The sequence below is a fragment of the Lawsonibacter sp. JLR.KK007 genome, from assembly GCF_036941135.1.
Taxonomy (GTDB): Bacteria; Bacillota; Clostridia; order Oscillospirales; family Oscillospiraceae; genus Lawsonibacter.
Map to the genome: position 1 here is coordinate 23,261 of NZ_JAYWSY010000004.1, position 11,847 is coordinate 35,107.

Annotated in this window: 21 protein-coding genes; all 21 read right to left on the reverse strand. The window is 58.5% G+C overall.

Features of this window, described 5'->3' with window-relative positions; genetic code table 11:
* Positions 1-3: 3 nt before the first annotated feature.
* Positions 4-1,656: a terminase large subunit gene (locus VV088_RS22515; RefSeq protein ID WP_334598871.1), complete on the reverse strand. Its 1,653-nt coding sequence runs from the start codon at positions 1,654-1,656 to the stop codon at positions 4-6.
* Positions 1,653-2,042 carry a hypothetical protein gene (locus VV088_RS22520; RefSeq protein WP_334598872.1) on the reverse strand — a complete coding sequence of 130 codons (390 nt, stop codon included), beginning with the start codon at positions 2,040-2,042 and terminating at the stop codon, positions 1,653-1,655. The genes VV088_RS22515 and VV088_RS22520 overlap by 4 nt, the downstream gene beginning before the upstream one ends.
* Positions 2,043-2,348: 306 nt before the next feature.
* Complete coding sequence (locus tag VV088_RS22525) at positions 2,349-2,648, reverse strand: HNH endonuclease (RefSeq protein WP_334598874.1); 300 nt, start codon at positions 2,646-2,648, stop codon at positions 2,349-2,351.
* A 148-nt stretch (positions 2,649-2,796) separates the two neighbouring features.
* Entirely contained in the window at positions 2,797-3,006 is a 210-nt protein-coding gene (locus tag VV088_RS22530) for a helix-turn-helix domain-containing protein (protein ID WP_334598875.1), read from the reverse strand.
* 64 nt (positions 3,007-3,070) lie between these two features.
* The gene (locus tag VV088_RS22535) at positions 3,071-3,472 is read right to left on the reverse strand and encodes a hypothetical protein (RefSeq protein ID WP_334598876.1); all 402 of its coding nucleotides are present in this window, start codon (positions 3,470-3,472) and stop codon (positions 3,071-3,073) included.
* Positions 3,473-3,543: 71 nt separating this feature from the next.
* A complete protein-coding gene (locus tag VV088_RS22540; RefSeq protein ID WP_334598877.1) occupies positions 3,544-4,293 on the reverse strand; it encodes a hypothetical protein in 750 nt (249 codons plus the stop codon).
* Positions 4,294-4,430: 137 nt separating this feature from the next.
* A complete protein-coding gene (locus tag VV088_RS22545) occupies positions 4,431-4,631 on the reverse strand; it encodes a hypothetical protein (RefSeq protein WP_334598879.1) in 201 nt (66 codons plus the stop codon).
* The gene (locus tag VV088_RS22550) at positions 4,615-5,022 is read right to left on the reverse strand and encodes a hypothetical protein (RefSeq protein WP_334598880.1); all 408 of its coding nucleotides are present in this window, start codon (positions 5,020-5,022) and stop codon (positions 4,615-4,617) included. The genes VV088_RS22545 and VV088_RS22550 overlap by 17 nt, the downstream gene beginning before the upstream one ends.
* Positions 5,019-5,249: a hypothetical protein gene (locus VV088_RS22555; protein ID WP_334598884.1), complete on the reverse strand. Its 231-nt coding sequence runs from the start codon at positions 5,247-5,249 to the stop codon at positions 5,019-5,021. The genes VV088_RS22550 and VV088_RS22555 overlap by 4 nt, the downstream gene beginning before the upstream one ends.
* Positions 5,246-5,500, reverse strand: a complete 255-nt coding sequence (locus VV088_RS22560) for a hypothetical protein (protein WP_334598886.1) — start codon at positions 5,498-5,500, stop codon at positions 5,246-5,248. Before VV088_RS22560 ends, VV088_RS22555 begins: the two co-directional genes overlap by 4 nt.
* A 273-nt stretch (positions 5,501-5,773) precedes the next feature.
* Positions 5,774-5,959, reverse strand: a complete 186-nt coding sequence (locus VV088_RS22565; protein ID WP_334598887.1) for a hypothetical protein — start codon at positions 5,957-5,959, stop codon at positions 5,774-5,776.
* Positions 5,956-6,141 (reverse strand): hypothetical protein, encoded by a 186-nt coding sequence (locus tag VV088_RS22570; RefSeq protein WP_334598888.1) that lies wholly within the window; start codon positions 6,139-6,141, stop codon positions 5,956-5,958. Before VV088_RS22570 ends, VV088_RS22565 begins: the two co-directional genes overlap by 4 nt.
* Positions 6,142-6,152: 11 nt before the next feature.
* Positions 6,153-6,932 carry a radical SAM protein gene (locus tag VV088_RS22575; RefSeq protein WP_334598889.1) on the reverse strand — a complete coding sequence of 260 codons (780 nt, stop codon included), beginning with the start codon at positions 6,930-6,932 and terminating at the stop codon, positions 6,153-6,155.
* A gap of 107 nt (positions 6,933-7,039) precedes the next feature.
* A complete protein-coding gene (locus tag VV088_RS22580; protein ID WP_334598890.1) occupies positions 7,040-7,285 on the reverse strand; it encodes a hypothetical protein in 246 nt (81 codons plus the stop codon).
* Positions 7,286-7,533: 248 nt separating this feature from the next.
* Positions 7,534-7,884: a hypothetical protein gene (locus tag VV088_RS22585; RefSeq protein ID WP_334598892.1), complete on the reverse strand. Its 351-nt coding sequence runs from the start codon at positions 7,882-7,884 to the stop codon at positions 7,534-7,536.
* Positions 7,885-7,895: 11 nt separating this feature from the next.
* Entirely contained in the window at positions 7,896-8,648 is a 753-nt protein-coding gene (locus VV088_RS22590) for a DNA cytosine methyltransferase (RefSeq protein WP_334598893.1), read from the reverse strand.
* A 4-nt stretch (positions 8,649-8,652) separates the two neighbouring features.
* Entirely contained in the window at positions 8,653-10,290 is a 1,638-nt protein-coding gene (locus VV088_RS22595; RefSeq protein ID WP_334598894.1) for a hypothetical protein, read from the reverse strand.
* A 21-nt stretch (positions 10,291-10,311) separates the two neighbouring features.
* Entirely contained in the window at positions 10,312-11,010 is a 699-nt protein-coding gene (locus VV088_RS22600) for a DUF5131 family protein (protein WP_334598895.1), read from the reverse strand.
* The gene (locus tag VV088_RS22605) at positions 11,007-11,291 is read right to left on the reverse strand and encodes a hypothetical protein (RefSeq protein WP_334598896.1); all 285 of its coding nucleotides are present in this window, start codon (positions 11,289-11,291) and stop codon (positions 11,007-11,009) included. The genes VV088_RS22600 and VV088_RS22605 overlap by 4 nt, the downstream gene beginning before the upstream one ends.
* Complete coding sequence (locus VV088_RS22610; RefSeq protein ID WP_334598897.1) at positions 11,264-11,488, reverse strand: hypothetical protein; 225 nt, start codon at positions 11,486-11,488, stop codon at positions 11,264-11,266. The genes VV088_RS22605 and VV088_RS22610 overlap by 28 nt, the downstream gene beginning before the upstream one ends.
* 21 nt (positions 11,489-11,509) lie before the next feature.
* Positions 11,510-11,761, reverse strand: a complete 252-nt coding sequence (locus tag VV088_RS22615) for a helix-turn-helix domain-containing protein (RefSeq protein WP_334598898.1) — start codon at positions 11,759-11,761, stop codon at positions 11,510-11,512.
* Positions 11,762-11,847 lie beyond the last annotated feature (86 nt).

The window sequence follows — 11,847 nt, forward strand, 5'->3', positions numbered from 1 at the left end:
GTTTCACCCCACGGCATACATAAAGTCCTCGAAATATTTCACATACATAACCCACGCATTGAGAAGGGAGACCGCGCCGTCGATCCGCCGCTTGTCCGTGATTTTCACGGGCTGGATGTTGTTCAATCCCGATTTTTTAACGGCGGTATTTGTCAGACACCAAACAAGGATCGGGTTCCCGTTATAGTTGACCTGTTTCGCCTCCAGGGCGGCCCCCATTTCCCGCATTGGCTGGCTCCAGGTGTAGGGGCCCTGTGCGACGGCCTCCATGTCAAAGCCGTTCGACTTCATTTCGTCCACCCAATACCCGGCGAGGGCCCGGTCATAGCCGACCTTGATCGCGTCGATCTTCCACTCGTCCCGCATTTGGCAAAACCACGCCGTCACGTCGGAATAGTTGACGCGGTTCCCCGGGCAGATGGTGAGGAGGCCGCGGTCCGCCCATTTCCGATATGGGGCCTCGTTTGTGTTCTTGTCCTCCAGGTGCTCCACCCGTTTTTCCGGGAGGAAATATTGCTGTAGAACGTAGACGATCGGGTCCCCGGCTTTGCGTATGAGAAGGGTCGCACAAGTGAGGTCCGTTGTTGCAGAGAGATCGCACCCGCCGAGGGCGTAGGTGTTATAAACGTCCTGGAGCTCAAAGCGGAGTTCGCTTTGTATCGCCTCAAAGGATAGCCAGACGGCGGCGGATACCTCGCGGATGTTGAAATCCTTACAGAGGACGCCGGGGAGGTCCTCCGGCTTGATCTTTGCCCTCTGGACAAAGGCCGCGAGGGTCTTGTATTGCTTGATGGTCCCGAGGCCCGGGTTTGCCTTTTGCCACTTCGTCGGATCGGTCCACTCGTCCCGGCTGTCCAGCTCGTAGAGGATCGGGAGGAAAGTCGGGTCCTCCTCGACGCCGTCCGCGATCTTACAAGCGAGCTCATACATTTCGTCGAACACGCTCTCCCGGACCATGCCCGCCGTGGTAATCATAACGACAAGGGGCTGGCGGCGGCTGGAGGTGGATTGCTTCATAACCTCGTAGAGGTTCCGGTCCTTGATTGCGTGGAGTTCGTCAATAATGACGGCGTGGGCGTTGAGGCCGTCCAGGGTGTTAGAATCCGAGGCGAGGGCCTCGAAAATGGAGGCCGTGGCCGCAAAATAGAGGTCGTTCCGCCGCTTCTTGAGAACGGCCCGGAGCTCCGGCGATTGCTTGACCATGTTGATAGCCTCGGTGAGGACCTTTTTCGCCTGGTCCTTTTTCGTGGCTACGCTGTAAATCTCCGCCGCGCCCTCATAGTCTGCGATCAGCATATACAAGGCGATCGCGGCGAGGAGGGTCGACTTGCCATTTTTCCGGCCCACGAGGAACATAGTCTCCCGGTAACGCCGGAATCCGGTCTCCTTCTCCAGGAATCCGAAAAGAGCTTGAATATATGCCTTTTGGAAAAGCTCCAGCACGAGCGGGGCCCCGATCACGCCCTGGGATTGCTTGCAAAACCGCTCGGCGAATATAATCGGGCGCTCCCCGATCTCCTCGTCGAAATAATACGGGGAATCCGGGTCCGGCTCCTGTATCTCCCGGGCGAGGCGCTTGTAAACGGCCCGGACGCGGCGGCTTGTGACAACCTTCCCGCTCTCGATTGCCTCCCAATAGGCAAGGATATAATTCATTTTCTACCCGCCCCCGGGGGCTTAGTTGCGAAATTCATAAGCTCCTCCCCGGCCTGTTTTTGGGTCTTTTCCGGGAGGAGGTCGAGGAGGCTTTTCGAGAGGGCAGTAAACGACTTGATCGTGGTATTGTAGCTTTTGAGGGCCGGATTTTCGCGCCGGAGCTTTTGGGTTCCCTGGACAAAATCCTCGATCAGTTCGCCGTTGTTGATCTCCTCCACAAGGCGCTCCAGGGTGACAGTTGTCACGGCCAGTTGATAGATCAAACCGTCGGCAAACTGTTTCTTTTCGGCGGGCAATTCTCGGAAAAGTTTAGCGATTTTTCGCTTTTTTACCTCCGTTTTTTCAGCGGTTGAGAGGCTTTCATAGGAAGTTTTTGGTTTTGCCATAAGATGTATAAACCTCCTCTCCGGCGGGCTGTACCCCCCCCCTTATGTGTGCGCCCGGGGGGTTATAGACGGGGATGGGACGCGGTTCGGAAAAGCCCACCCCCGGGGGTCCGAGGTGGGGGGGAGGCATGAGCGCCGAGGACTCGCCGCGGCTGTTCGCTTTTCTTTTCCCGCTCGACCGCCGCCGAGGCGCTGGCCCCGCGTGGCCGGACGGATGGGCGGCCCGGGGTCGGGATGGGTGGGCGTTTTCTGCTGGGCTTGCTTTCACCTGTGGTTTATTTTCCCTTGCGTTGTGATCCGCTTTTGCTATGACAGTAACTCACGCTTGACAACATTTCCCTCGTCGTCGAACGTGAGCCCGCTGTCTGTTGCCAGCTCCCCGGCGTGGGCGAGGGCGTGGCACTCTCGGCAAAGCAATTCGAGATTGTCCTCGCTGAGCGCAATTTCTGGATTGCTGATATTCTCCGGCGTGAGGTGCTCCTTGTGGTGAACGATCTCCCCGAGGGCCCCGCACCTTACGCATAGGCCCGCGTCCCGGTTGAATACATAGGCCCGAGCCCGCCGCCACTCTTTCGAGAGATAGAACGCTTTCGCAAAGTCCCGCACCGCCGCCGCCCTCCCGTCTTTGCCTGGAGCCGAGGGACCGGGCCCCATGCCCCGGCGCGTGGTCCCGCTCCAGGCGGCTATATGTCCACAAGGTAATTAAACCACGGCCACGGCCCCCGGTGTCCCCGTTCGGGGACGCTCCGAAAATTTATTTTTCCCGGCCACAAAGGCGGTCAAGGGAGACCTCGAAAAAGTCGGCCAGCGCCTCGGCGTCTGTGAGGGTGGGGACACGCTCCCCCCGCTCGTACCTGGAGAGGGCGCTTTTGCTTATTCCGCATAGCTCGGCCAGGACCCGGCGGCTTATCCGGCGGCGTTCCCGGAGCTTGCGGAGCTGGTTCGGAAATTCACTCTTTGCCACGGGGTCCACCTCCTCCACTGTTGCGATCAGTTACCCCCCCCCGCCGAGGGGCGTCCTGGGGCGATCATACGGTTTTGCCTCCGTGTCTGTACTCCCGCCCGAGGTTGTATTTGTGCTTTGCCATAACCACGGCGTCCACGTCCACTCCGAGGGCGGCCATGAGGTCCAGAGTGCGGAGGAGGACGTCGGCCAGCTCGACGGCGATCCCCTCCGGCTTGCAAGGACCGTCCGCGCCCTCCGCCCCTGGTTGGCCCGCTCTGTCGCATATGGCGTAATACTGACAATCCTCCTCAGCGAGGGCGCACGTCCCATAAACGAGCGGGGCCCCGTTCCGGTATTCCTCCAGGGCCTCGGAGAGTTCGGCATGGATCAGACAAAGCGCCTCGGGGAGCGCGGGCGGCTTGTCCCACCATCCATGAGCGACGGCGTTGTCGTGGACCTCTTTCGCTAACTGGTTGATGTTCATTTTTTGCGATCTCCTTCCTGCTGTGGTTTGGGTTCAAAACTTTACACATTTACAAGGCTTTCGAGGCGGGTTTATTCCCGCTTCTTTTTGGGCCGCTTTCTCGGCGGCGGTTTGAGGACATACTTATAATAAAGGTATCCGTATTTCGTCGCCGTGGCCTCTACGAAAATATAGCCTTTCGGCGGCCTGGGCGGCTTGTCCTCTGTGTAGTTTCGCTTGACGGTGGTCGGTTCCTCATAGTCCGGCTTTTGGAGGGTTTTCCGGGAGCCCTTCCACCTGTGGCCGCCGACCTCCGGCGTCCAGTGATTAAATAAGTAGTTGGCGAGGCCCGTATAGTCCCGCCCCCGGTCTACGCCGTCGTAATAGTTATGTTCCCGGAGGTTTTCGATCCGTAGGACGGAGCCCGAGGTCCATTGTCGGCGGATCAGGTCCTCCGGTATGCCCTCACTTATCATGTGGAAGTGTATCCGGTGAGTGTTTTTGCCCCGGCCCATGTAAAGCATGATTTTAGCGCCTGGGGCGTGGTATATGAGGCGATTATAGAAATTATCCCGGACCCGCCTCGCCTCCTGGAAGGTGTGGACCTCGTGCTCGTCGTCCATGGTTAAGGTGCTATATTTAGATGTAGGCCCGAAATTGTTATTTACGATCCGGGCGTGTTTTCGGCGGGAAATTCCGAGCTTGTGGGCGGCCCGCTCCTCCTCTGTTTTGAAACGGGGCCGCGGCTCCGCCTTGTCCAGGTTTTTTATTCTGTCCGGGACATTGAAAACCACTTGCTCGCATACGGCCCCCGAAAAAATTCGCCTTTTGACTCTTTGCATATCAAAAAACCGCCTTTTCTTTTGGCCTGTGGCTCTTGCCTTTTTAGCCCGGAGGTGGTAATATAATAGTGGTATAGCAATCAGCCCTCCGGGCGGTTGCGCCCCGGACGCTCTCGTCAAGCGTCCGGGGCTCTTTTTTATGCTCTGGAAATGTAGGCTTTCGCCGTGCGGTCCTTCCCCTGGGCGAGGTCGACGCCGATCACATAGCCCCGGGCCCGCTCGGTCGGCGTGGCTCTGGCCGTCTCCGCGGTTTCCGGGCGGCGGTCCATGCACTCGCACCGCTCGCCGTGGTCCAGGTGGTCCCCGCACCTGGGACAAATTTTATAATTCCTCCCCATGTTTTCCCGCTCCTTTCCTGGTCTCGCTCCGCGGTTCCGGGGCGTCGAGATCATAAAATAAAATTTTGTATCCTTCCGGGACGCACGAGCGATCCATAGCCGTTTGTAAAAATAGGCTTATTTCCCTCCACCGTGCGGAGTATATCCTTTTTCTGCTGTCGTCTGCGAGGATCAGTTGGTCGTATTTGTATGCACAAATTCCCGAGCCCGCCGTCCCTGGAGTTATTGCCGTGATCCGCGTCCCGTCCTTTAGGGTCAAAAGCCCCATTTTCAATAAATCGGTTCTTATTTCCTCCTGATTGTCTCTTGCAAACCGTTGAAACGCCGCCTTTGTCTGTTGGGTGTCGTATCCCATGAACGCGATCTCAAGCCTTTTTATCGTTTCCTTCACTGTCTGCCCCTCCATAGCTCCCGGAGCTCCACAATCCAGTCCTCGGCGATCCGTTTCCCGGTGTAGTAGATAAAAGGAATTACGAGGAGGAGGTATTCCCCGCCGTGGGCAGTATAGCCTCGCTCTATCAGGGCGGCCCGCTGTCCCCACGCAAAGGCGGCGGCGGTTGCCAGGAGGACGGCGACCAGCTCGACCGCCGCCGCGGCCCGGTTCTTTCCCTTTTTCACGGCTCCGCCTCCTCCGGCACATACCGCCGTAACCACATTTTCCGGCATTTTTTACAAGCTATTTCCGGTCTGCGGAGAATTTCTCCGCTTTCGATCCCTGTCTCGTAATAGTCCGTATCCTGGGTGTATCTCTTGCAAAGAGAGGCGTTGTCAATGAAACAATGGTATTTTGCCGTTTTTGGTATGTAGGCGTTTGCACTTGCGCCCGTTTCGCTCATTACTGGAAGTTGCCAAACCGGGAGATCGTTCACGTCTCCACCTCCCCGAGACCTAACCGCTCTTTCAATCGGTCAAGTTTTGCGGCCTTATATGTCCTAACCATAGCGCGGCAATTATGGAGGGCAATCATTTGCTCCAGCATAATTTGAACGTCTGCGATCTCCTCCGCAATACTCCCGCGGTTGTCTTTCCCCCTGGCATTTTTGCAAAGTTCTTTTTGTAGTTCTGCCATTTCCTCAAATACCATGAGGGTTTGAGCGTCTGCGCCCCATTTTCGAGGGCGGCTCTATAAATGTCCGCTTCTCTCATTTCTCCGCTACCTCCCCGAGCCTTTCAAAGGTGCAAGCGCAGGCGATCTGCGTCCAGGGAGTGCGCCACAATTTCGCGGCGGCGATCATAGCCTCATAGCGGGAGGCCCCGAGGACCTCGACCGTCTCAAAGCCGGAGCCGGGAGGAGGGGAGACCCTCCAGCGATAGACCCGGCGGCTCACGGTTCCACCTCCGCCGCGGGCTCATACTCCCCGCCCAAAACGCCGACCTCCACGCCGCCGACCTTGATAAATAGGATCGGCCCATACTGCCCCGGCGCTTGCCGGACAACCTCGTACACGCCGCCCACCTCCGGGCGGTTTTCTGGATCGGTCGGGAGCTTCTTTGTAATCTTGATTTTCAAGCGGTTCCCTCCTATCTCCGCCGCGGGTCGTAGTCCTCAAAACGCGGGCACGACCGGAAAATAAACCGATTATTTACCCACCTCTGGAGGAGCTTTATCTCCCGCGGAGCGGTTTCTTTTTCGTACACCATGACATAGGGGTCATATCCGAGATCGCGGAGAAAATAGACCCTCTCTAAATCCTGCTCCTGTGTTGAGTTGAAATTTACAAGGACATAGACGCCGAGTTTTGAATAGTTGAGATCGCACTTTTTACGGAATTTTTCAAAATACGGCCTCAAATTCTGCTCCGGGTTGTCCCACGCGAAATGAATCCGTTTTATTTTTATAGCTGTTACGAGGTCCTCGACGCCCTCGATCAAGCGAATATCGAGCCCTTGGGTGAAGTCCACCCACGCGCCGGAGGCGGCGAGCTCTTGGAGAAGCCGTTCCCGATCCTTACACGCTAAAATGTTAGGGTCGAGGAGCTTAATTTCCCGTTGTCCGTTCCAAAACTCGGAGAGATCGGCGATTTGCCGGGAGGTTGTCCCCTCCTTTTTTCCCACAATGCAGAATCTGCATTGACGGGGACAGCCGCGGGTCAGGAATCCATAAGCCCGCCCCGCCGTGGCCTCTGGATATAGGCCATAGTCCGGGAATATGTGCTCGATCTCCTCCGGTAGGGGCGGGCCGCCGTCTGGATAGAAATAGCCCGTCCCGCCCCGCTCGATCTCGCCGGCGTATATGACGGAGTCCACGTCCGCCGAGCCTGGGAAAACCTTACTCATATAGACCTTGTCGTAATGGTTCATAGGAAACCACAGCTCGACCTTGTCGCCCTTCGCCTTGTGGTATGCGGATATTTTCATAAGCGGGAGGGACGGCCAGTTGTGGCCGTCCACGTCGATTAAGCCAATTCTCACGGCGGCGTCTCCCTCGCCGCCTCCGGCGGCGGCATATCCCCCGGAAGTAACTGGAGGGCGAGAAGGCCGCCTTTTGTTTCTCCGACTTCCCGGAATCCGGCGAGCTTGTAGGTGTACCCCCATGTCTTGAGGCCGTGGACCATTGTCGGGCGCACTTTTCGGCGGTCGATAAAGGTCACGAGGCCGAGGTCTGGCGGCTCTCCGAAATAAGCCCGCGTCGCGGCTACTGCGTCCCGGATCATTTCGGAGGCCACGCCTGCGCCCTCATTCCTAAAGGCCGAGCATACCCACGCGCCCGCCCATGCGTGGCGCACATATTGAGCGAATGGGTAGGACGTTACCCAAAATGCCCTCCCGGTCTCCGTCTCCGTGTAAAGCACAAGGGCGCGGCCCGGTGGCACAAATTGAGGTGTCCCCGGCTTTTGCCTGTTATAGTGTCGGTCCGCCACTTCCCGGGCCCGCGGGTCTGCTTTATAGCTCAATTCCCAAATCACGGCGTCGCTCCCTTCTCAAATACCCCGGCCTCAATTAACCTGGATACGATCCGCTTTATCATTACGGGCGGGACGGACATAGCGCAAACATAGAGGGCCCGGTAATAGGTATTTCTGATAAAGTCGAAATCCTCCGGGAATGTCTGTATATGGATCAGGTCCTCAATGCTTACCCGTGTTTTCTCCTCTCCCCGGTATTGGTCCGTCCTCGCTGTGAGCGTTGGCGGTATATCGTCCTCCCATACGATCCGGGTCGTAAAGCAACGCTCCCGCTCCCCGATCCGCTTATATACGGCGGCGAGGTCTTTGTCCTCCGGTGTCGCCTTTTGCAAGGCCCGAAACGACATACTTTCCCGTCCTACCGCTCCGCCCTCTCCCGACTTGATCTCCCGAAAACGCACCGGCTCATAATAAAATGACATATCGAGATCGACCGGATCGACGCCGAGGTCGTTCCGTATTCCCACGAAAAAACTCTATGTCTCGTTTGTGGGACTCCCATGTTTTCACCCTTGAGGAGCCAATGGTGGACCTTGTACCCCGCTTTCTTGAGGCGCTTGTAAATCTCCTGGACATACCCCCACGCCTCGCCCATAATCAGCCCCTCGACGTTTTCCAGGATCACGCACCGCGGGCGGAGCTTTTCTACCGTCTCAATGAATACAAACGGGAGATCGTCGAGGGTCTGTTCCTTTTGTCCTTCCCGGAATTTTTTCGCTTTCCCCCATGTTTCCGCCCTTTTCCCGGCGACGGAGAATGTGGTACACGGCGGGGAGCCGTCCAGAATGTCCAGCTCAAAAAGCTCCCCGGGAATCTCCTCGGCCGGGAGCCGGTTAAACTCCCGTATGTCCATGAGGTAGTTGTATTTTGGGGCGTGGTTCCTCACATAGACCTCATTCATACGGGGATCAATTTCCACACACCCGAGAACGTCGCACCCGGCGAGCTTGTAGCCCATAGTCGACCCGCCGCCACAAGCGAAACACGAAAATACTTTTAACCCGTTCTTTTCCCTCGGATAGTCTGAAAATCTCCATTTCCAATCCGTCGATTTTTCCGGCTTGAATTGCTCCCCTCCCGGCGTCAAATCAAATATAGAGAGGTTTTCCATGAGATCACTCTCCGGCCTCAAGATCGCAAGAGCGGGTTTCGCTCCTGGATACCTTGATTTTGCCCTTGCTGGTAATGGAGAATTTCGCTTTACACTGGCCCCGGATATTGAGGGACGCCGAGGAAATCGGCCCCCGGGCGATCAGCTCGACCACACGCTCCAGGAGTTCGATCGCGCCGTCCCCGGCGATCGGCTTAAAGCCGAGGTCCTCGGCCCTCTCCCCGAAAAGGCGGTTTACACGGTCCCGGGCGTCCTCGATCTGTTCCGCCGTGCGGCGGGCCGTCCGGGCGCTCGGGCAGGAGCAAACCTCCGTCGCCGTCTCGTCCGCCGCCGCCTGGGACGGATGGGGGCCCACCTCCTGGAGTTGGCCGCAATACTTACACGCCCCCGTCGTGACGGCAAAGGCGACGCCGACCTCCGGCTTTCGGTTCTCCACGGCCTCCGGGCAATCACAAACGCGGGTCGCGGCGGCGTTGGCCGTCCGCTGTGTGGGATAACCGCCGCCCTTTGCGCCCTCCAGGGTAACGCCCCACTCTCGCCCGCAATAGTTACACTTGCCAAAGGTGAAGGAGCCGACCTCCTCGTCCTCCTGGGCGTCAAGCGTGGTTTGTTCGCTTTCCCCGGCGGGCGGCTCCTCCCCGGTCGGACCACCCTCCGCCGCAGTGAGCCCCTCCAGGTATGCGGAGAGGTCCCGCTCCTCCTGGATTAGCCGCGCCTCCTCAATATCGTAATTGTTTGATACCTTCGTTTCGGCGTCGAAATTAGCGATCTCGCCGCGGCGGGAGCGGATCGCCGCGAGCTTTTCCCGGGCGCGGTCTGCTGTGGTAGGTGCCGGGGCTCCGGCGTCCTCCAGGGCGTGGCGGAGTTCCGCCTCCTCTCTTGCAAGCTCCGCCTGTTCGGCGTCCAGGGTGGCGTCCTCCTCCTGGAGGGCGGCGCGGTCGTTCGGGTCCACCTTGTCCCGGCCCTCGAAATTGAGATAGGCCAGCTCCCGGCGGCGGTTGTCAATCCTGATTAACCGATCTTGCACTTCGGCGAGGCGGGCCCGGTCCTGGTTGATCGCGGCGATCATGCGCTCGTGATCCTCCGGGCTCATGTCCCCGGCGTATGTAAAATAGTTGGAGCCCTCCTCCTGGCTGGGCGCGTCGGAGTAGGGGAGCGCCCCGGCCTCTCCGGCCTCCGCCGCGGCCTTTGTGACGGCCTCCAGCGTGATAGACCAAACGGCGACATTTTCGTTATAGATGGGCTCGACCTTGCTCACAACGGCAAAGCGGCGGGCCGCCGACTCCGGCATGGATACGGGGGAGGCCCACTTATAGGCGGTCTGTCCCTCCGCAACGGTGGAATCCGCCGCGAGGATCACGCGGTCCGAGGGCTCCCCGTTCGCCGGGTTCTTGAGGCGGGCCCACGGCTCCCGGAGGAAAACAATGTCCCCGGCGTTGACGGGCGTCGTAAAGGTGGCCCCGCCGTCGTGTGCGTAGATCACGCCCTCCCGGATCAGGTTCCAGCGCCCGGGGGCCGCCTCCTCCATTTTTGCCCCCTCAACATAGGCGGCGGGCGCGGGCTTGATCGGTTTCGTGATGGTGAGGCCGCCGAGCTTTTCAAACTCCCGGGCGTCCTGGGCTGTCATTACAAGAGCTTTCATGGTATAGCAATCTCCTTTCGTTTATATCCACATTAGGGGATCTGGAAAATCCCGCCTCATTCCTTCCGTCCCGACCACGGGGAGGAGGGAATCTTTCATAAATACGGGGACACCCGTCTCGTCGCAATAGGAAACAATCTCCTCCACCCATTCCCGCCGAGGGCGGCGGGCGCTTGCTCCCGGCCCGGTCTCCGCTCCTATGATGGCCCAATCTATCCACGGGACCGCACATTTTACCGGGCGGAGCCGAGGGTCCGCCGAGCCGAGGAGCGGCTCAAAGCTGATAAACCGCTTTCCGTAGAGCGGGAGGTCTGCGATCTTGTGGAGGTCCCGATAGCTCGTCACGGTGACGCCGTACCATATATTTTTGAGGTCCCCGTAGATGTGCCGCCATATCGGGAATAAATTCATGTACGCCTCCGGGCGTTTGGATAACAATAAATACTCATGCTGTGGATTTTTCTCGATCGCGTCCAAGACGGCGGCGGCCCATGTCTGCCTCCAGTCCGCCGGGTCGCTCATAGAGGTGAGGAACACTTTCGCGGGCTTTTTGCTTTTCAGTTGCTCCAGGCGCTCCGGGAAAAACTGCGGCTCCGAAAAATCCGGTACATAGTGAAAACGGGCGTTGATCCTCCGGGCGTAGCAGTACGGGCAACCATAGGAGCACCCGACAACCGGGTTTAAGGTCTTGTCGCACCACTCAATTTTTGTTTGGTTCACCTCTCCGCCTCCTTCCCGCCGATGGTGATAACCAGGACCGGGGCCGGGTCGTCGCTCGGCCATACCTCCGGCCATTCGTCCAGGTCCAGGGCGATGCGCTCGACCATGTTGTCCCCGCATACCTCCACGCAACGGGTAGAGCGGAGCTCCTGGGCTGTTCCTCCGGCCACGCCCTCGCACTCATGCGGGCCCATGCGGTGGACTATAAAGACGCGGTCCCCGTCCTGGAGGACGGCAAGGAGGGCGGCCAGGGTCACGCGATCCCGCCGAGTTTCGGCCATTTCTGGACCGCCTCCTCTCTCAAAGCCTCCGCCGCCGCGGCCCCGAAAAGCTCGAAAACCGTCCGTGAGGTGTTCGCCGCCGAGTGCTCCGCCCGGATATGTTCCGGCGATCCCTCGGGATAGAGGGCGAGGTCCGCCGCCGCGAGGAGGAAATAGCCCCGGAGGGTGGTCAAAATGTTGTTGTCGGTATTCTTCACGGTATAGCAATCTCCTTTTCTTTAGTTTACCGGGGCCCGCTCGCCCCGGCGCTTGATGTTCCTCTCAAAGGTCCGCTGTGCGACCTCGGCGCTATACACCCGCCGACCATACTCGTCTACGGCCCCGGTGTATCCGTTGGGGAGTTCTCTGTAAATCGTCGCCGTGTGATAGCCGATCCTCTCGGCAATCTTTGCCGCCGGGGCTCCTCCGTTGTGGAGCTTCTCAATTTCTGCCCGCTCAGTCGGCCCGAGATAGCGGAGCTTTCGGCCCATGTTCCCCGTCCTCCTTTCCCAAAAGCATAAAAAAATTGAAGTGCGTCGAGCTCTTTCGAGCTTTCGCACTTCAATGGTAAATCAAC